This is a genomic window from Wenzhouxiangella limi, from assembly GCF_010499265.1.
GTDB classification, from domain to species: Bacteria; Pseudomonadota; Gammaproteobacteria; order Xanthomonadales; family Wenzhouxiangellaceae; genus Wenzhouxiangella; species Wenzhouxiangella limi.
Map to the genome: position 1 here is coordinate 118,413 of NZ_JAAGSC010000044.1, position 18,854 is coordinate 137,266.

At 65.2% G+C, this 18,854-nt stretch carries 19 protein-coding genes; 8 read left to right on the forward strand and 11 right to left on the reverse strand.

Annotated features, from left to right (window positions below; translation table 11 throughout):
- The first annotated feature begins 4 nt into the window (after positions 1–4).
- Positions 5–205 (forward strand): DUF1289 domain-containing protein, encoded by a 201-nt coding sequence (locus G3I74_RS14110; RefSeq protein WP_164212250.1) that lies wholly within the window; start codon positions 5–7, stop codon positions 203–205.
- Complete coding sequence (locus G3I74_RS14115) at positions 198–806, forward strand: CoA pyrophosphatase (RefSeq protein WP_164212251.1); 609 nt, start codon at positions 198–200, stop codon at positions 804–806. The genes G3I74_RS14110 and G3I74_RS14115 overlap by 8 nt, the downstream gene beginning before the upstream one ends.
- A 25-nt stretch (positions 807–831) precedes the next feature.
- Here G3I74_RS14115 and G3I74_RS14120 read toward each other — a convergent pair whose 3' ends face one another.
- Entirely contained in the window at positions 832–2,307 is a 1,476-nt protein-coding gene (locus tag G3I74_RS14120) for a potassium/proton antiporter (RefSeq protein WP_164212252.1), read from the reverse strand.
- Between the two features lie 34 nt (positions 2,308–2,341).
- On the reverse strand, positions 2,342–2,785 hold the full coding sequence (locus G3I74_RS14125; RefSeq protein WP_164212253.1) for a copper chaperone PCu(A)C: 444 nt from the start codon (positions 2,783–2,785) through the stop codon (positions 2,342–2,344).
- A 119-nt stretch (positions 2,786–2,904) separates the two neighbouring features.
- On the opposite strand from G3I74_RS14125, the gene G3I74_RS14130 reads away from it, so the two are divergent.
- Entirely contained in the window at positions 2,905–3,663 is a 759-nt protein-coding gene (locus tag G3I74_RS14130; RefSeq protein WP_164212254.1) for an enoyl-CoA hydratase/isomerase family protein, read from the forward strand.
- 8 nt (positions 3,664–3,671) lie between these two features.
- On the opposite strand, the gene G3I74_RS14135 is transcribed toward G3I74_RS14130, so the two are convergent.
- Complete coding sequence (locus tag G3I74_RS14135; RefSeq protein ID WP_164212255.1) at positions 3,672–4,079, reverse strand: acyl-CoA thioesterase; 408 nt, start codon at positions 4,077–4,079, stop codon at positions 3,672–3,674.
- 76 nt (positions 4,080–4,155) lie between these two features.
- On the opposite strand from G3I74_RS14135, the gene G3I74_RS16240 reads away from it, so the two are divergent.
- Positions 4,156–4,746: a CPBP family glutamic-type intramembrane protease gene (locus tag G3I74_RS16240; protein ID WP_164212256.1), complete on the forward strand. Its 591-nt coding sequence runs from the start codon at positions 4,156–4,158 to the stop codon at positions 4,744–4,746.
- Here G3I74_RS16240 and G3I74_RS14145 read toward each other — a convergent pair whose 3' ends face one another.
- The gene (locus tag G3I74_RS14145) at positions 4,747–4,890 is read right to left on the reverse strand and encodes a DUF3096 domain-containing protein (RefSeq protein ID WP_164212257.1); all 144 of its coding nucleotides are present in this window, start codon (positions 4,888–4,890) and stop codon (positions 4,747–4,749) included.
- A 77-nt stretch (positions 4,891–4,967) separates the two neighbouring features.
- Between G3I74_RS14145 and G3I74_RS14150 the strand changes: the two genes are divergently transcribed.
- Positions 4,968–5,828 carry a PA4780 family RIO1-like protein kinase gene (locus tag G3I74_RS14150; protein ID WP_164212258.1) on the forward strand — a complete coding sequence of 287 codons (861 nt, stop codon included), beginning with the start codon at positions 4,968–4,970 and terminating at the stop codon, positions 5,826–5,828.
- A gap of 21 nt (positions 5,829–5,849) precedes the next feature.
- On the opposite strand, the gene uvrA is transcribed toward G3I74_RS14150, so the two are convergent.
- The 3 genes from uvrA to G3I74_RS14165 all read right to left on the reverse strand — a co-directional run bounded on the left by uvrA (position 5,850) and on the right by G3I74_RS14165 (position 11,222).
- On the reverse strand, positions 5,850–8,723 hold the full coding sequence (uvrA, locus tag G3I74_RS14155) for an excinuclease ABC subunit UvrA (protein WP_164212259.1): 2,874 nt from the start codon (positions 8,721–8,723) through the stop codon (positions 5,850–5,852).
- A gap of 76 nt (positions 8,724–8,799) precedes the next feature.
- Positions 8,800–9,231 carry a host attachment protein gene (locus G3I74_RS14160; RefSeq protein WP_203594772.1) on the reverse strand — a complete coding sequence of 144 codons (432 nt, stop codon included), beginning with the start codon at positions 9,229–9,231 and terminating at the stop codon, positions 8,800–8,802.
- Between the two features lie 83 nt (positions 9,232–9,314).
- Positions 9,315–11,222 (reverse strand): gamma-glutamyltransferase family protein, encoded by a 1,908-nt coding sequence (locus tag G3I74_RS14165; protein WP_164212261.1) that lies wholly within the window; start codon positions 11,220–11,222, stop codon positions 9,315–9,317.
- 76 nt (positions 11,223–11,298) lie between these two features.
- Here G3I74_RS14165 and G3I74_RS14170 point away from each other — a divergent pair, with 76 nt between their 5' ends.
- Genes G3I74_RS14170 through G3I74_RS14180 form a run of 3 tightly spaced genes read left to right on the forward strand, consistent with a single transcriptional unit; the run spans position 11,299 to position 14,401 of the window.
- Complete coding sequence (locus tag G3I74_RS14170; protein ID WP_164212262.1) at positions 11,299–12,117, forward strand: enoyl-CoA hydratase/isomerase family protein; 819 nt, start codon at positions 11,299–11,301, stop codon at positions 12,115–12,117.
- 55 nt (positions 12,118–12,172) lie between these two features.
- Positions 12,173–13,261, forward strand: a complete 1,089-nt coding sequence (locus G3I74_RS14175) for a hemolysin family protein (RefSeq protein ID WP_164212263.1) — start codon at positions 12,173–12,175, stop codon at positions 13,259–13,261.
- Positions 13,262–13,318: 57 nt separating this feature from the next.
- The gene (locus G3I74_RS14180; RefSeq protein WP_164212264.1) at positions 13,319–14,401 is read left to right on the forward strand and encodes a PLP-dependent cysteine synthase family protein; all 1,083 of its coding nucleotides are present in this window, start codon (positions 13,319–13,321) and stop codon (positions 14,399–14,401) included.
- 22 nt (positions 14,402–14,423) lie between these two features.
- On the opposite strand, the gene G3I74_RS14185 is transcribed toward G3I74_RS14180, so the two are convergent.
- From G3I74_RS14185 to fabA, 4 genes are all read right to left on the reverse strand, one after another.
- The gene (locus G3I74_RS14185) at positions 14,424–15,095 is read right to left on the reverse strand and encodes a polyamine aminopropyltransferase (protein ID WP_164212265.1); all 672 of its coding nucleotides are present in this window, start codon (positions 15,093–15,095) and stop codon (positions 14,424–14,426) included.
- Positions 15,096–15,464: 369 nt separating this feature from the next.
- Entirely contained in the window at positions 15,465–16,739 is a 1,275-nt protein-coding gene (locus tag G3I74_RS14190; RefSeq protein ID WP_164212266.1) for a DEAD/DEAH box helicase, read from the reverse strand.
- A 194-nt stretch (positions 16,740–16,933) separates the two neighbouring features.
- The gene (gene fabB / locus G3I74_RS14195) at positions 16,934–18,145 is read right to left on the reverse strand and encodes a beta-ketoacyl-ACP synthase I (protein WP_164212267.1); all 1,212 of its coding nucleotides are present in this window, start codon (positions 18,143–18,145) and stop codon (positions 16,934–16,936) included.
- 9 nt (positions 18,146–18,154) lie between these two features.
- Positions 18,155–18,667, reverse strand: coding sequence for a 3-hydroxyacyl-[acyl-carrier-protein] dehydratase FabA (gene fabA / locus G3I74_RS14200; RefSeq protein WP_164212268.1), 513 nt, complete (start codon positions 18,665–18,667; stop codon positions 18,155–18,157).
- Positions 18,668–18,854 lie beyond the last annotated feature (187 nt).

Consider the following 18,854-nt stretch of genomic DNA (forward strand, 5'->3'; position numbering starts at 1 on the left):
TGGCATGGGCGAGCCTGTCGCGCCGATTCCGGATATCGAGTCGCCGTGCATCGGAACCTGCACCCTCGGCCCCGAGGGTTTGTGTATCGGCTGTTTTCGATCGGGCGATGAGATCACGGCCTGGCTGAGCTACAACTCCGACCAGCGCCGCGCCATCATGCAGGCCTTGCCGCAGCGCGCCGGGCTGCTGTTCGACGATGACTGACCTGGACGACAGGCTCGAGCGCCTGTCGTCCCGCCTGTTTCCTGCCGATACGCCGGTCGCCGAACTGGCAGTAGACGGGTACCGGCCCGACGGCGCATCGGTCTGGCAACCGCGGCCTGCCGCTGTGCTCGTGCCCTTGATGCGGGCGCCGGAACCGAGTCTGTTGCTGACCGTTCGCAGCGGCGGCACGCTGACCCATGCCGGCCAGGTGGCGTTCCCGGGGGGTGGACGCTACGGTGATGAGACTTTTCCCATTGACACCGCGCTGCGCGAGGCCGAAGAGGAAACCGGCATCACGGCCGAAAGCGTTCGGATTCTTGGTCTGATGCGGCAGTTCGATACCATCAGCGCCTACCGGGTCGTGCCGGTGGTCGGCTTGCTGGACGAAGTCCCTTCTTTCAACCCCTGTCCGCGCGAAGTGCGTGCCGTGTTCACCGTGCCGCTGGCGCGCGTCCTGGACCCGGCCTCCTACTGCCGCCACCGGGTCATGCATCGCCAGCGCGATTACGAAGTCTGGTCCATGCGCAGCGAGCGCTGGACGGTCTGGGGCGCCACCGCGGCGATGCTGGCGCACCTGGCCGAGCTTTCAGCCGCGGCTTGATCGGACCCGATGCCGACGCCGGCGGTCAGTCTTCTTCACGCAGCCCGAACAGCAGTTCGACGGTGCTCCGGTGCTCGGGGCGCAGCATCACGTGGACGTGATCGCCGGCCTCGAGCACCGTATCGTCGCGTACCGGCAGGGCTTCCTTGCCCCGGACCAGCAGCAGGATGTCGGCGCCGGCCGGAAGCGGCAGGATTCCGGCCGGGTTGCCGGTGACCATGGCGGCCGGATCCAGCCGAAACGACAGAATCTGGATCGGCAGCGCCTCGGTGGCGTTGATTTCGAGCACCGGCGCCGGCCGCTCGGCGCCGGCCCGGTCGACCTGGAAAAGCCGCACCGCCCAGCGCACGGTCGCCCCGGGGATCAGTGCGTTGACCACGACCACGAAGAACACCAGGTGAAACAGCTCCAGCGCGCCGGGCACGCCGGCCAGCACGGGGAAGGTGGCCAGCAGGATGGGAACGGCGCCGCGCAGGCCCACCCAGGCAATGAAGCCGGACTCGCGCGGCTTGTAGCCGAACGGCCACAGCCCGAGCATCACCATCAGCGGTCGGGCGATCAGGGCCAGCCCCAGTGCCAGCACCAGGCCTTTCCAGGCCGAGGCGGCCAGCATGTCGGGCACCGCCAGCAGCCCCAGAACCAGGAACATGCTGATCTGGGCCAGCCAGGCGAGCGCGTCGTGGACGCGCAGTATGCCGACCCGATAGGGCAGTCGGCGATTGCCGAGCATCAGTGCGGCGACGTAGACGGCCAAAAAGCCCGAGCCCATGAACAGGGTCGGCACGCCGAACGCGAGCAGCGCCAGGGCCAGGGTCAGGGCCGGATAGAGGCCGGCGGCCGGTACCCGGATTCTGGCGAGCAGACGGCTGCCCAGCCAGCCGATGGCCAGGCCGGCGCCGAGGCCGACGCTGAGCTGGACGAGAATCTCGACGCCCAGGGCGCCGAGCTGGAACGGTCCAGGTTCGAGCAGCTGGGCGGTCAGGCTCAGGGTCAGGATGACGGCGATCGGATCGTTAAGCCCCGATTCGAGCTCCAGCGTGGCGCCGACCCGGCGCGTGAGCTGGACGCCGGAGCCGCGCAGCGAAGAAAACACCGCCGCGGCGTCGGTCGACGAGACGATGGCGCCGAGCAGCATCGCTTCGGTCCAGCCCAGACCCAGCAGCCGGGCGATGAGCGCCACCACGGCCGCGGTGCCGACCACCGCCACGGTGGCCAGCATCGAAGCCGGGGCGAGGTAGCGCCGGACCTGGCGAAACGGCGTGTTCAGGCCGCCGTCGAACAGGATCAGGACCAGGCCGACCGTGCCGACCCGGAAAGCGAGCTCGAAATCGACGAAATGCTCGGGTAACTGGGCGCCGACCAGCAGCCCGATCAGCAAAAAGACCAGCACGACCGGAACGCCGATGCGCTCTGAGGGTCGGCTGAACAGCACGCTGAAGACCAGCAACAACCCGGCCGCGACCAGCAACACCGCGGTCGTGGCCGGTTCGTTTTCAAACATCGTGATCGTTGCGCCTGCGCTGCAGCAGGGTGGCTCAGTCGCCCATCGAGGGACGGGTGCGCTCGCGAACCTCCGAGACCAGCGGATAGCGTTCCCCCTGCTCGTCGATCAGGGTAATGTCGATGGTCTCACCCAGGGCCAGCGGCTGTTGCGGATCGATCAGCATCAGGTGCAGTCCGCCCGGCCGCAGCTTGACCACCTCGCCGGGCGCGATCGCCAGTTCATCGAGCCGGCGCATGCGCATCACGCCTTCGTCCATGATCATGGTGTGGATTTCGACGTGACCGAACAGCGGGCTTTCGCCATCGACCAGGACGATGGCGTCTTCGCCGGTATTGTGCAGCTCCATAAAGCCGGCCATCATCCGCCCCGGCGGGGCCTCGGGCGACCAGGCATCGCTGATGACCAGGCCGCCCTCGGCGAGCGTGACGGCCGGGATCAGCAACAGCGCGAGCAGCAGCATCTGGATACGAGTCATGGCGAACAGTCTCCGGTATTGTTGGGTCAGCCTTTATTATCGCCCAGGCCGCGCGAGACCGCCCGGCGAGACGGCCCATCGTGTAAGCTGTGGCCGGTTCCCGTCACCGACCCAAGAGCATGCTGGAGACCATTTCCCACGACCACGACGTGGTCGAAATCCGCCTTGACCGCCCGCCCGTCAACGCCCTCAATCCCGCGCTGGTGCAGGCCCTGGACGCGGCCATGGAAGAGCACACGCGCGCCGGCGCCCAGGCGCTGGTGCTGTCCGGCCGGCCCGGACTGTTTTCGGCCGGACTGGATGTACCGGAGCTGCTGACCCTGGACGAGGACGGCATGCGCGCGTTCTGGCGCGATCTGTTCGCCCTGCTCGAGCGCGTGGCCGCAAGCCCGGTGCCGGTGGTCGCGGCGCTGACCGGCCATAGCCCGGCTGGCGGCACCGTGATCGCCCTGTACGCCGACTACCGCGTCCAGGCCGAGGGGGATTTCCGCCTGGGACTGAACGAGGTCCAGGTCGGGCTGGTCGTGCCGCCGGTGATTCATCAGGCCCTGGTCCGCCTGATCGGCCCGTACCCGGCCGAGCGCCACCTGGTGGCCGGCGAAATGATTCCGGCCGGCGACGCGCTGGCGCTGGGTCTGGTCGATGAAGTGGTCGCGGCCGAGCAGGTGGTTGATACCGCGGTGGCCTGGTGCCAGCGCCACCTGGCCCTGCCCAGGCACGCCATGCAGGCCACGCGCGCGCTGTGTCGGGCCGATCTCGCGCAGTCGTTCGCGGACGCCCGGGCACTGGACGTGGACGGTTTCGTGCGCGGCTGGTTTTCCGAGGAAACGCAGGCGACCATGCAGGCGCTGGTCGAGCGGCTGAAGAAAAACGCCTGAGGTCTCGGTCAGTCCTTGCCGGCCAGTTCGCGCAGCGGCAGCGGGAGCGGGATGGATTCGCCCTTCTTCCAGTCCAGCCAGACGATGGTGGTGGTGCCGTCTGCGTGCAGCTCGGCGTGCTCGCCGTCGGGCGACAGGGAATGAATTTCGTGCTCGAGACGGATGCTGGAGCGGCCGGGCGAGTGCGGCTTGAGGCTGACTTCAACGCGCGCCGGCCACAGCAGCGGTCGCCGATAGTTGAGGTTGATGTTGGCCACGACCGGGCCTGCTTGACCGTCCTGCCAGTGGCTGGGCACGGAGTCCAGCCAGGCGGCGCGGCACTCTTCGATGTAGCGCAGGAAGGTGACGTTGCTGACGTGATGGAACGCGTCCAGATCGCCCCAGCGGACATCGAGTTGGACTGAGAAAATGGCCATGACGATTGTCTATCAACGAAACTCCCGGGCATCATACGCCGTCGCTGCCGCGGTCGGGTTATTCGGAGTGGTTTGAGTGAGCGAATACCAACCACCCAATGCATCCGATCCGAAGCGGTCAATGCCGGTGCGCACGATGCTGGCCATGCAGGCCGGTATCGTGCTGCTGGCGCTGGTTCTGGGCATGATCTTTGGTCTGGATTTGATTGCTGAACTGGAGTTCAGTCTGGCCGCCGTGAATTGGGGGATGGGCGGGGCGCTGTTGCTGCTGGCTGCCGGCTGGTGGCTGCACGCGATGAACTGGCGTTGGGTGGAAGCGCTCAGGCGATTCATGCGCGAGGCGCTGGTTCCGCTGTTTCGCGATGCCCCGCCCGGTACGCTGTTGATGGTGGCGCTTTTGGCCGGGGTCGGCGAGGAGTTGCTGTTTCGCGGTGTGATCCAGGGTGGCCTGGACGGTGTGATCGGGCCATGGCCGGCGCTGGCGCTGGCGTCGCTGCTGTTTGGGGCCATGCATGCCCTGAGCCGGGCCTATTTCGTGCTCGCCACGGTCATGGGCCTGTACATGGGCCTGGTCTATCTGTGGACCGGCAACCTGCTGATCCCGATCCTGATCCATTTTCTCTACGACTGGGTCGTGCTGCGCTATTACCTTGCCAGTCGCTCGTGATCAGATGCTGAGATTGAACAGGCCGACGATACCGAAGATGATGAGGTAAATGGCGACGATGAAATTCAACAGTTTGGGCGCGATGAGAATCAGGATGCCGGCAATCAGCGCCAGCAGCGGCATGAGTTCGAAATGAATGGTCATGATCATGGGCCTCGCTACGATGTGAGCGTCCACCATCGACCAGATGCCCCGGCTTGTCAAGCGACCCCCCTTAGCTTGTGAAGACCCCCAAGCGACTGCAGCCGCTGCTCGATGACGGCCTGATCGATGAGGTGCTGGCCGAGCTCAAAAGCGGCAAGGAGGCCGACGTGTTCATCGTCCGCTGCGGTGATGAGCGGGTCTGCGCCAAGGTGTTCAAGGAAGCCGACAGGCGCAGCTTCAAGCAGGCGGTGATGTACCAGGAAGGCCGCAAGGTTCGCAACACGCGCCGCGCCCGGGCGATGTCGCGCAAGACCAGCTTCGGCCAGAAAGAGCAGGAACGGGTCTGGGTCAGCGCCGAGGTCGACGCGCTCTACGCGCTGTCTGCCGCCGGCGTGCGGGTGCCGAACCCCTTGTCTTTCGTCGACGGCGTGTTGCTGATGGAGCTCATTACCGATGCTGAAGGCCGGGTCGCGCCGCGCCTGGACGGGATGGTGCTGGATGCGTCGACCGCTTTGGACTATCACGACCGCCTGGTGGCTGAGGTCGTGCGCATGCTCTCAGCCGGCCTGATCCACGGCGATCTGTCCGAATTCAACGTTCTGGTCGACGGACAGGGGCCGGTGATCATCGATTTGCCGCAGGCGGTCAACGCGGCGGCCAACAACTCGGCGGCCATGCTGCTGGTGCGCGATGTCGACCGCCTGCGCCGCTTTTTTGGCCGCTTCGCCCCGCAGCTGCTCGAGACTGACTACGGCAAGGAGATGTGGGCGCTGTACGCGGCCGGTCGGCTGCAGCCCGACAGCCGCCTGAGCGGGCGCTACGAGCCCGAGCTCAGCGACGTTAACCTGGCCGAGTTGATGGGTATCATCGATGCCGCGCGCGAAGAAGAGCGCGAGCGCCGCGAACGGCTGCAGGCCGACGCCAGCGACGAGGGCTAAGCGCTCGTCGTGGCCGTCTGGTCAGGCGGTTTTCTTGCGCTTGCGCGGCGTGCCCAGCAGCGGTGCGAGGTACTCGCCGGTCCATGAGTCTTTTGACTGCGCGACCTGCTCCGGCGTGCCGCTGGCGATGATCTGGCCGCCGCCGTCGCCGCCCTCGGGACCCAAATCGATGATCCAGTCGGCGGTCTTGATTACGTCCAGGTTGTGCTCGATGACGACCACGGTATTGCCGTGGTCGCGCAGGCGATGGAGCACCTCGAGCAGGGCCTTGATGTCGTGGAAATGCAGCCCGGTGGTCGGCTCGTCGAGGATGTAGAGGGTGTTGCCGGTATCGCGCTTGGACAGCTCGCGGGCCAGCTTGATGCGCTGGGCCTCGCCGCCGGACAGGGTGGTCGCGCTCTGGCCGAGCTGGATGTAGCTCAAGCCCACGTCCATCAGGGTCTGGAGCTTGCGCGCCACCACCGGCACCGGCTCGAAGAACTCCAGCGCGTCCTCGACCGTCATTTCCAGCACTTCGTGGATGTTCTTACCCTTGTAGGTCACCGTCAGCGTTTCGCGGTTGTAGCGCTTGCCGCCGCAGACGTCGCAGGGCACGAAAATATCGGGCAAGAAATGCATTTCGACCCGGATCAGGCCGTCGCCCTGGCAGGCCTCGCAGCGCCCGCCCTTGACGTTGAACGAAAACCGCCCGGGCTTGTAGCCCCGGGTGCGCGCCTCCTGGGTGCCGGCAAACAGCTCGCGGATGGGGGTGAACAGACCGGTATAGGTCGCCGGGTTGGAGCGCGGGGTGCGCCCGATCGGGCTCTGGTCGATGTCGACGACCTTGTCGAACAGCTCCAGCCCGCTGAAATCGGCCAGCGGGGCCGGGTTTTCGGCTGCGCCGTTGAGCTCGCGCGCGAGCAGCCGGTACAGGGTGTCGTTGATCAGCGTTGACTTGCCCGAGCCTGACACGCCGGTTACGCACACAAACAGCCCGGCCGGGATGTCCAGGTCGACCTGCTTTAAGTTGTTGCCGGCCGCGCCGGTGATGCAAAAGCGGCGCTTTCGATCCGGCTTGTGGCGCTGGGCGGGAATCTCGATCCGGCGCCGGCCGGACAGGTAATCGCCGGTCAGCGAGCCCGCGCAGTCCAGCAGGCCGGCCGGCGGGCCGCTGTAGACGATCTGGCCGCCGTGTACGCCTGGGCCCGGGCCGATGTCGACGACGTGGTCGGCGGTGCGGATGGCCTCTTCGTCGTGCTCGACCACGATCACGGTGTTGCCCAGGTCGCGCAGCCGGGTCAGGGTGGCGAGCAGGCGGTCGTTGTCGCGCTGGTGCAGGCCGATGGAGGGTTCATCGAGCACGTACATCACCCCGACCAGGCCGGCGCCGATCTGGCTGGCCAGGCGAATGCGCTGGGCCTCGCCGCCGGACAGGGTGTCGGCCTGGCGATCCAGGGTGAGGTAGTCCAGACCGACGTTGACCAGAAACTGCAGGCGCTCGCGCACTTCTTTCAGGATTCGGCCGGCGATCTCGCCGCGCCAGCCGGGCAGATTCAGCTGCGCGAAGAAGTCCAGCGAGCGCTGGATCGACCAGCTCGCGATCTCGGGCAGGTTGTGGCCGCCGACGAAGACGTGACGGGCCTCGCGGTTGAGGCGCTGGCCGTGGCATTCGGGGCAGGGCTGGGTGGAAATGTAGCGCGACAGTTCTTCGCGCACGATGCGCGATTCGGTCTCGCGGTAGCGCTTTTCCAGGTTGGGGATGATGCCCACGAACGGGTGCTTGCGGGTCTGGCCGCCGCGCTCGGACAGGTAGCGAAACGCGATGGCCTCGTCGCCGCTGCCGTAGAGCAGGGTCTGCTGGAGTTTCTTGGGCAGTTTGCGAAACGGCGTTTCGACGTCGAAGCCGTAGTGCCGGGCCAGCGACTGGATCAGCTGAAAGTAATACGCGTTGCGCCGGTCCCAGCCGCGGATGGCGCCGCCGGCCAGCGGCAGGTCGCGGTTGGCGACCACCCGGTCCGGGTCGAAGAACTGGGTCACGCCCAGGCCGTCGCAGCTCGGGCAGGCGCCGTTGGGGTTGTTGAACGAGAACATCCGCGGCTCGAGCTCGGTCAGGCTGTAGTCGCAGACCGGGCAGGCGAAGCGCGACGAAAACAGCAGTTCGGCCAGTTCTTCGTCTGCATCCATCGGCGCGACCACGGCGGTGCCGTCGGCCAGGGCCAGGGCAGTCTCGAAGCTTTCGGCTAGGCGCTGGGCCAGGCCTTCGCCGGATTCCGAGTCTGCCGGACGGACGCGAAAGCGGTCGACCACCGCCTCGATCGAGTGCTTGCGCCGCAGCGCCAGCTTGGGCAGGTCGTCGTCCAGGTCGATCACCCGGCCGTTGACGCGGGCGCGCACGAAGCCCTGGGCGCGCAGGTTTTCCAGCAGCTGGACGTGCTCGCCCTTGCGGTTGCGCACGATCGGGGCCAGCAGCATGAGCTTGGTGCCCTCGGGCAGCCCCAGCACGCTGTCGACCATCTGCGAGACGGTCTGGGCGTCGAGCACCTCGTCGTGGTCCGGGCAGCGCGGCGTGCCGACCCGGGCAAACATCAGGCGCAGGTAGTCGTGGATCTCGGTGACCGTGCCGACGGTCGAGCGCGGGTTGTGGCTGGCCGCCTTCTGCTCGATGGAAATGGCCGGCGACAGACCCTCGATGTGGTCGACGTCGGGCTTTTCCATCATCGACAAAAACTGCCGGGCGTAGGCCGACAGCGATTCCACGTAGCGCCGCTGACCCTCGGCATAAATCGTGTCGAAGGCCAGCGAGGACTTGCCCGAACCGGAAAGCCCGGTGAACACGATCAAGCGGTCGCGCGGCAGCTCGAGATCGATGTTGGCCAGGTTGTGGGTCCGCGCACCGCGAACGGAGATCGATTTCATGCCGGCGTCGACGAGGTCTGAAAACAACCTCGCATTATCGCCCGCTCGGTGAACGCGGCGCAAAGAAGGCCATGGATCAAGCGTCGATCCGTTCGGCGATGGTCTCGGCGCTTTCCCGGGTCAGGTTGGCGCTGATCTCGGTTGTTACCAGCGCGGCCGTCGCCGCATCCAGTTTCTGCCGGATCAGGCCGAGCACGCGCGGCTCGGCCACCACGATCAGGCCTTCAGGGTCGCGCTCGATTCGCTGCTGGCCCAGGTGTTCGGCGATTTCGCCGGCAAAGACCTCGACCTCATGGTCTTTCGGGTCGGTTGACTCGCCGGCAGGGCTTTCCCCGTAGGCTTTGGATTCGTGCACCGTGCCGGGCCGATCGCTGACCAGGTCCTGCCGGCGCAGGCGGGCTTCGGGATGGGTCAGCTCGCTGTGCTCCTCCAGCGGGCTGAATTTCTTGTTACGGGTAAATACCCTTGCGCGCGCTGCGTCCGCGACGATCACGACATAGCCTGGCAACCTGCATCACTCCTGTTTTGCGAAGTCTGTACAGTCATCAACCTTGGTGCGGTGACTTGAGAATCAAGCCGGCGCGCCGATGTTTACCAGGCGACGCCGTAATCCTCACCGTAGTCGCTGGCCGCGCCGTGCATGGCCTCGTGCTCGTGATCGAACCAGATCGCCGTGGTCGGGTTGTAGGTGCGCTCGACCAGGTCGACGTCGTAGCCCATCTCGGCCAGCTCCGCCCGCGTATAGGCCGAAACCAGCGGTGTGACTTCGATCCGCCCCGGTTCGGCCTGGTGGGCGCCGAACGAGCTTTGCATCTGGTAGCTGGTGATGTTGCCGCGCCCGTCGGCGGCCTGCTGCACGCTCATGTCCCACTCGACCATGTTGAGGAAAAACTGCAGCAGGTTCTGGTCCTGGCTGTCGCCGCCCTGGACGGAGAAGGCCATCAGCGGCTCGCCGTTCTTGAGCGCCAGCGAGGGCGTCAGGGTGACCCGCGGGCGCTTGCCGGGCTCGACCACGTTGTAGGGGTTGAGCTGTTCGTCGAGGACGAAGCTTTGCATGCGCTGGCTCAAGCCCACGCCGGTTGAGCCTGCGATGAAGGCCGGGATCCAGCCGCCGGACGGAGTGACCGAGACCACCCAGCCGTCGGCATCGGCCGCCTGGATCGACGTCGTGCCGGCGAAAAAGGCCTCCCGTGCACTCGACTGCATGGCCTGCTGGAAGCCGTCCACGCCCAGCGCCTCGGCGTCGGGCGGGTTGGGCGTCCACTGTTCGAGCAGCTCGATGTAGGGATTGGTCTGGCCCTGGAAGGGGTAGGGGTCGCCGGGTCGGACGTCGGCGATCTGCTCATCGAAGGAAATCAGCGCCCGGCGCTCGGCGGCGTAGTCTTTCGACAGCAGGCCCTCGACCGGCTCGGCCGGGTCGAAGTACGGGTCGCCGTAGTAGAAATCGCGGTCGGCGAAGGCCAGGCTCATGGCCTGGTACAGGGTGTGGACGTAGCGGGTGGAGTTATAGCCCATGGCCTTGAGATCAAAACCTTCGAGGATGTTGAGCGCCTGCAGCAGCACCGGCCCCTGAGTCCAGGTGGTGAGCTTGTAGACGTCGATGCCGCGGTAGCTGGTGGTCAGCGGCTCTTCGATCAGGACCTCCCACTGGTCCAGGTCCTCTAACGTGATCAGGCCGCCGTGCTCCTGGGTGGCGCGGACCAGTTCCTCGGCGATGTCGCCGCGGTAGAAGCGGTCGTAGGCGGCCATGATGGCCTGCTTGCGGGTCTGACCTGCGGCCAGCGCTTCGGCTTCGGTGGCGACCAGTTTTTCCAGGGTGGCTTTCAGATCGCTCTGGCGGAAAATCTCGCCGGGCTCGGGCGCGGCGCCCTGGTCGGGATTGTCCGGGTCGTAGTGGGGCAGAAACACCCGCCGGGAGTCCGGCCACTGGGCCAGGATGTCGCGCCGGCGCTCGATGTTGGCCGCCTGCGAGGCCTCCAGCGGATAGCCTTCGGCCATCTCGATGGCCGGCGCCAGCACCTGGCCCAGGCTCAGGTTGCCGTACTCGGCGACCATCACCATCAGCGCGCCCGGCGTGCCCGGGGTGACCGCGGCCAGCGGGCCGAACTCGGGCGGGTAGAGCATGCCCTGCTCGCGGAAGAATTCGGGGGTCGCGCCAGTCGGCGCCACGCCCAGCCCGTTGATTCCCAGCACCTGGCCCGTCTCGGGATGGTAGATCAGGGCCTGGGTCTCACCGCCCCAGCCGAGCACGTCCCACATGGTCGAGGTCACCGCCAGCATGGCCGCGGCCGCATCGACGGCGTTGCCGCCTTGCTGGAACATCATCGCCCCGGCCGTGGCACCCTGCGGCTTGCCGGTGAGCGCCACCCAGTGCTTGCCCAGCAGGACCGGGCGATGGGTCTCGATGGCCAGCGGGCTGCCGGCCCACAGCAAAAGGCCGACAACAGCGATGATTTGCAGCAGGCGAGCGGATGTCTTGTGGGACGACGACTTGGCCATGAGGAGTCTCTTTTTTTGGCTGGAAGCCGAGCATAGCAAACCTGTTGCGGCCGAACCTCCGGGTTATGATCGAGCCATGTCGCTTTCTCCGAAACATCCCATTTCCTTTGCGCTGGATGAGCGCGTGGCGCGAGTAACGATCAACCGCCCGCACAAGTGCAACGCCATGGACGCCGCCACCTGGCGGGCGTTGGCCGCGATCGCCGGCTCGTTGTCAGCCCGAGGCGCCCGGGCGCTGCAGATCAGTGGTGCCGGTGAGGATTTCAGCGCCGGTGCCGATCTCGATGAGCTGAGGGCGCTGCTGCCCCGGCCGTCGGAACAGCTTGCCAATGCCCAACTTGTCCAGCAGGTCCTCAAGCTGCTGGAAAACCAGGCCCTGCCCAGCGTGGCCCTGGTTCGGGGTGCCTGCGTCGACAGCGGACTCGGGCTGGCCCTGTGTTGTGATATGCGGCTGGCTGCACCGGACGCGCGTTTCGCGTTCACCTCAGTCAGGCTGGGGTTGCATTCTTCGCTGGCTGACACCCGCCGGCTAGCCGGTGTCATCGGTCTCGCGCGCGCCCGCGAAATGCTGCTGACCGCGCGAACCATCGATGCCGAAACGGCGCTGGACTGGGGCTTGGTGAATCGCGTCGTAGAACCTTCCGACGACCTGCAGGCGGCCGGTGATGAGCTCACCCGCGACTGGGCCCGGACCTTGCCGTCCGGACTAGCGGCTACCCGTCGGGTGATGGCAGCGCTGGACGGATCCCGTCCGTTGAGCGAAGAAATACTGGATCGCCAGTTTCTCGAAGCCTTCTCCGGCGATGATTTTCGCGCGGGCGCCAAAGCCGAGCTTGAACAATGCGAGCCTGATACCGCCGACGCTTGTAAAGAAGATCAAGATAACGGAACATGAACGATTTCCGATCGATATACTGCAGAGCCCGCTCGCTGTCGTGCATGGACGCTGAATGACGCTGCTGCTGTTCTACCTGTTTCTCGCCATCGGCGTCTCCTTTCTGTGTTCGATTCTTGAGGCCGCCCTGCTGTCGATCACCCCGGCCCACATGGCTGTACTCAATGAAAGCGGTGCTCGAGTCGGGAAACACCTGCGCGAACTCAAGCGTGACGTCGACCGGCCGCTGGCCGCGATTCTGAGCCTGAACACCATTGCCCATACCTTTGGTGCAGCCGGTGTTGGCGCCCAGGCGCAGGTGCTGTTCGGTAGTGCCTACGTAACGATTTCCTCGGCCCTGATCACGCTGGCGATCCTGATATTTTCTGAAATCATTCCGAAGACTCTGGGGGCAACCTACTGGAAAAGCCTGACCGGCTTCACCGTTTGGGGCTGCCTGACGTTGATCTGGCTGATGTGGCCCCTGGTGTGGTTGTCCAAGCAGATTACTCGCCTGCTTTCGCGCGGCCAGCCGACCTCCAGCGTCAGCCGCGAGGAGTTTCGTGCGCTGGCCCAGATCGGCACGCGCGAAGGCGTGTTCGAAAAAGACGAATCCAACATCTTCCTCAATGTCATCCGTTTCGGGGCGATTCGCGTCCAGGACATCATGACGCCGCGCGTCGTGGTCAAGAAGTTCCGCGGCGAGATGCGCCTGTCCGAGATGCTGGAGGTTGCCGACGAACTGGTGTTTTCCCGCTACCCGATCTACGGCGACAACGACGAGGACATCCAGGGTTACGTGATCAAGTCCGACGTCATCATGGCCCTGATTCGCGGCAAAGGCGAAAAGACCCTTTTTGATCTCAAGCGCGACGTTCTGTTCGTGCCCGAATTCATCTCGCTACGGGTGCTGTTCGGCCAACTTCTGGCCGAGCAGGAGCACTTTGCGGTAGTCGTTGACGAATACGGCGGTTTCTCCGGCGTGGTGACGATGGAGGACGTTCTCGAAACGCTGCTCGGCATCGAGATCGTCGACGAGAGTGACGCCGTGGAAGATCTGCGTAAGGCCGCGCGCGACAAATGGACCCGTCGGGCGAAGAAGCTGGGTCTGGAATTGCCCGAGCCGCTTGCAGATTCGCAATCCGGTTCTGCGGCCGAATCCTAATCACAGGATGATCTGCGGTAATCTGAACCCTGGTGATCTAGGACCAGCCGCACGGTAATGAGCGAAAATAGTCGGGAATGGGTGAATTGGGCCATCCGCAGGATCGAGTCGGATTTCCAGCGCTCGGCCGATACCCATCTGATCAAGGTCGACCTGCCGGCGCTGCCCGGCATTGATCTGTACCTGAAAGACGAATCCACGCACCCGTCCGGCAGCCTCAAGCATCGCCTCGCCCGCTCGCTGTTCCTCTACGGCCTGGCCAACGGCTGGATCGAGGAGGGCACGCCGATCATTGAGTCCTCTTCGGGCAACACGGCCGTTTCCGAGGCCTACTTCGCCCGTCTGCTGGGCCTGCCCTTCATTGCCGTCATGCCGCGCGACACCTCCGAGCGCAAGGTCCGCGAGATCGAGTTCTACGGCGGAGAATGTCGCATGGTCGACGGTCACGCGATCTACAGCGCGGCGGCCGAGATCGCCCGGTCGGTTGGGGGGCACTATCTGGATCAGTTCACCAACGCCGAGAGAGTCACCGACTGGCGCGGCAACAACAATATCGCCCAGTCGATCTTCGAGCAGATGCAGCGCGAGCGCTTTCCCATCCCGGACTGGATCGTGGTCAGCGCCGGCACCGGTGGCACGCCCGCCACGATTGGTCGCTATATCCGCTATCGCTGCCACGACACCCGGCTGTGCGTGGCCGACCCCGAGAACTCCGTGTTCTACGATTACTGGCGGACCCGCGACTGCGACCTGACCAGCGAACACATGTCGGTGATCGAGGGCATCGGCCGGCCGCGGGTCGAACCGTCGTTCGTGCCCGACGTGATCGACCACATGATTCGCGTACCCGACGCGGCCAGTATCGCGACCATTCACTTTCTCGAAAAGATTCTGGGCCGCAAGGCCGGCGGATCAACCGGCACCAATCTCTATGCCTGTTTTCAGCTGATCCAGCGACTGGTGGCCGAAGGGCGCGAGGCCAGCCTGGTCACCATGCTGTGCGACACCGGTGATCGCTATCTGAACACGTTCTACAACGAGGACTGGCTGGGAGAAAAAGGGTTTGTGCTTGCCCCCTGGCTGGAGTGCCTGGAGCATCTGTATGCGACCGGCCGCTTCAAGCAGCCGGCTGCGGCATGAGCGGTCGTAGCGCCGTGGGCGGCTAGCCGGCCAGCCAGATGTAGTGGCGGGGTCCCTTGCCGGCGCGGTGCGGACGTACGATCACCATTTCTGAACGGAAGCCGGCTCTTTTCAGGCGATTGTTGAACTGCGCGTCCGGTCCAGCGGACCAGACCGCCAGTACGCCCTGCGCGCGCAACGCGGCGCGGATGACGGCCAGCCCCGCCAGGCTGTAAAGCCAGTCGTTTTCGCGCCGGATCAGCGCCTGGGGGCCGTTGTCGACATCGAGCAGAATGGCGTTGAAGCCACCTGGTTGGGCGCGCAGTAGTTCTGCGACATCACCGATGAACACGGTGCTGCGAGGATCGTCAAGCGGATGACCGGCCGGCTCGCCGATCAGGGTTCGGTTCCAGTCGACGACTTCCGGAACCAGTTCAGCCACGACCACTTCGGCAGCGGCTCCGGCCGCGGCCAGCGCTGCAGCATGGGTAAATCCCATGCCCAGTCCACCCACCAGCAGCCGGGGCTTCGCCGGCTGTCCCATGCGCGCGCAGGCCAGATCGGCCATGGCCTTCTCCGACCCGATCACCCGGCTGTTCATCAGCTCCCCGCGGCCGGGAATGACCATCGAGAACTTGTCCTTGTGCTCGTAGAGACGCAGGGATTTGGCGGTGTCGGGGATGCGCGCCTCGGCAAGCAATATCGAGCGGTTCATGATTCGGTTTTCCGCATTACTCGATGTCCGGATAACGGATTCCCGCTTCCTGACGAACGGCGTCCAGCAGGGCGATCGGCTGCCGACTGAAATCCAGCGGGAGCCTCTCGCTTTGCTTGCGGTTTCGATTGAGGCAATCCATGACACGGGGTCGCTTCCAGAGCTTAGCCCCCGGGAAGTTTACCTTCGCGCAACAAGGTCACGGAGGATGCTGCTCGCGATCACGTCGATCACCCTCATGATCGTGGGCAAGAACCGGTCCCATAACGCTTCCATGAAAAAGACCTCATTGCCTCTGGCGGTGGCCACCATATCCTCGGGGCTGCCGGGGAACGTGTGGAGGTTCTACTGGCGCCAGGCGTCATCGGGTCAGGCCGCGCGCGATGAGCGGGAACGCCCCCGGCCTCGGTGGCCTCCACTTTCGTTTCGGCTGCGGCTGGAGCGGGCGCCGGAGTTGTGATTGCTGCGCTGCGACCGGCCCTGCTTTTTCGGCGGCTGCGGGTTGCGCGCCGGCTGTTCGGTTGGCTCGTAGCCGTCCAGCGATTCGGTCGGGATGGCGACCTTGACCAGCTTGCGAATGTCTTCGAACTGGTAGTGCTCTGCACCGGAGACCAGCGACACCGCCAGCCCGTCGCGGCCGGCGCGGCCGGTGCGGCCGATGCGGTGGACATAGTCTTCCGGCACGTTCGGGATCTCGTAGTTGACCACGTGCGGGAGCTGGTCGATATCCAGGCCTCGGGCGGCGATGTCGGTGGCGACCAGTACGCGCACCTTGCCCTGCTTGAACCCGGCCAGGGCCTTGGTTCTGGCCCCCTGGCTCTTGTTGCCGTGAATCGCAGCGGCGCTTAGACCGTCGGTTTCGAGCTGTTTGGCCAGGCGGTTGGCGCCGTGCTTGGTGCGGGTAAACACCAGCACCTGGCGCCAATTCTCCGATCCAATCATCCACGACAGCAGTTCGCGTTTTCGGTTCTGGTCGACCCGGATGGCCTTCTGGGCGATCGCTTCGACGGTGGAGTTGGGCGGAGCGGTCTCGATGCGCAGCGGATCTTTCAGGAACTGGTGCGCCAGCGCCGAGATCTCCTTGGAAAACGTGGCCGAGAACAGCAGCGTCTGGCGCTTTTTCGGCACGTGCTTGAGGATCCGGTCGATGGCCGGGCGGAAGCCCATGTCGAGCATGCGGTCGGCCTCATCGAGGATCAGCATCTCGATGCCGTCCAGGCGCACGGTGCCGCGCTCGATGTGGTCGATCAGACGGCCAGGGGTCGCGATCAAAACATCGATGCCACGACGCAGCTTGTCCATCTGCGGGTTGATGTTGACGCCGCCGAAGACTTCCAGCGACTTGAGGTTGAGGTGACGACCGTAGGCGCGCAGGTTTTCGTGAACCTGGGCGGCCAGCTCGCGCGTGGGCGTGAGAATCAGCGCGCGCAGCTTGCGCGGGCCGGTCTGGTCGCTGAGCTTTTGCAGCAGCGGCAGGGTGAAAGCGGCAGTCTTGCCGGTGCCGGTCTGGGCGCTGGCCATGAGGTCGCGCCCGGCCAGCATGGCCGGAATGGCTTTTTCCTGAATCGGGGTGGGACGGGTATAACCCTGCTCGCCAACGGCGCGCAGCAGTTCGGCCTTGAGGCCGAGGGAATCGAAAGACATGGTGTTTCCTTGTTGACCAAGGCCTGGAAAACGGGCCGCGGGAGTGCGACACGCGAGACAAATCGGGGAAAGGCCTTGGAAAACATTCAATCCGCGAGAGGGCGCTGACGACGATTGACCTGAAGCGGCCGGCCCAGCGCAGGGCGGATCATAGCACAAGCCGACAGCGACCGCGATTGGCCCTCAGCGGCCGCTCAGACCCGGCGGAACACCAGCGTGGCGTTCGTGCCGCCGAACCCGAAGCTGTTGGACATGATCGTGTCCAGCTGCACGCCGTCACGCCGGCCGCGCACGATGTCGAATCCTTCAGCGGCCGGATCCAGGTGGTCGATGTTTGCCGAGGCTGCAATGAAATCGTTTTGCATCATGAGGATGGCGTGGATCGCCTCGTTGACCCCGGCAGCGCCGAGCGCGTGTCCGGCGAGCGACTTGGTGGAGGCGATCGGCGGGCTGTGGGTGCCGAATACGGCGCGGATGGCTTCCAGCTCCTTGATGTCGCCGACCGGCGTGCTGGTGCCGTGGGCGTTGAGATAGTCGACCGGCGAGTCCAGTCCCTCGAGCGCAATGCGCATGCAGCGCGTCGCTCCTTCGCCGGAGGGCTGGACCATGTCCGCGCCGTCGGAGGTGGCGCCATAGCCGACCAGCTCGCAGATTGGGCGCGCGCCACGCGCTCTGGCGTGTTCAAGTTCCTCGAGCACCAGCATGCCGCCGCCGCCGGAAATCACGAAACCGTCGCGATCGGCATCGTAGGCGCGCGAGGCCTGCTCCGGCGTCTCGTTATAGTTCGACGATAGCGCGCCCATGCCGTCGAACATGACCGACGTGCCCCAGTGCAGCTCTTCGGCGCCGCCGGCGAACACCACGTCCTGCTTGCCGAGCTGGATGAGCTCGGCGCCGTTGCCGATGCAGTGGGCGCTGGTCGCGCATGCAGAGCTGATGGTGTAGCTGATGCCCTTGATCTTGAACGCCGTGGCCAGGTTGGCCGGGATCGCCGACGACATGCACTGCGTCACGCGGTAGGGCCCCACCTTCCGGGCCCCCTTTTTCTGCGTGGTCTCGCCAGTCTGCAGAACGCTTTCTGTCGAGGCGCCGCCGGAGCCCGCGATGAGGCCGGTGCGGGGATTGCTGATGTCGTTGCTGTCCAGGCCGGCCATGGCGATGGCTTCCTGCATGGCCACGTAGTTGTATCCGGCCGCTGTGCTCATGAAACGCCTGAGCTTGCGATCGATGAGGTCGGCGAGGGTCAGGTCGACCGGCCCGTGTACGTGGCTGCGGAAGCCGAGTTCCTTGTATTCCTCGCTGAAGCTGATGCCCGAGCGTCCGGCCTGCAGTGACGCCAGCACTTCGGTCACGTTGTTGCCAATGCTCGAGACAATCCCGAGTCCGGTGACGACGACACGACGCATGGGCCCTCCTTAAAACGAGTCGGTGGAAGTGAACAATCCGACCTTGAGGTCGGTGGCCGAATAGATCTCGCGCCCGTCAACGCTCATTGTGCCATCAGCGATGCCCATGATGAGACGGCGGAGGAGAACGCGTTTCATGTCGAGCCGGTAGGTGACCCGCCTGGCTTGCGGCAGCACCTGGCCGCTGAACTTGACCTCGCCGACACCCAGCGCACGTCCGCGTCCGGGTCCGCCGCTCCAGCACAGAAAGAAGCCGATCAGCTGCCACAGGGCGTCGAGGCCAAGGCACCCGGGCATCACCGGATCGGACTCGAAATGACATTTGAAGAACCATAGGTCGGGATGGATATCAAGTTCGGCGATGATCTCGCCCAGGCCGTGCGATCCGCCATCGCTGTCGATGTGGGTGATGCGATCCATCATCAGCATCGGCGGCAGCGGCAGCCGGGCGCCGTCGCTGCCAAACAGTTCGCCATGCCCGGCCTTCAGCAAATCGTCGTAGCTGTATGCGCTTTTTCTCATTTCTACCCCGAGTCAAATCGCTGACGTGGTTATTGTGCCGCCAAACCTGTGCCCTTGTCCTGCTTGTCTCGGGGTTTCGGCACGTTGCGCAATCACGCCCAAGTATGGTGGAGGGTACAAGCGAGCCCCGGCCGGGTCGGTCAAAAAAAATGGCGCTTGAACCGTCTGGAACGGGCGGTTTATGCTT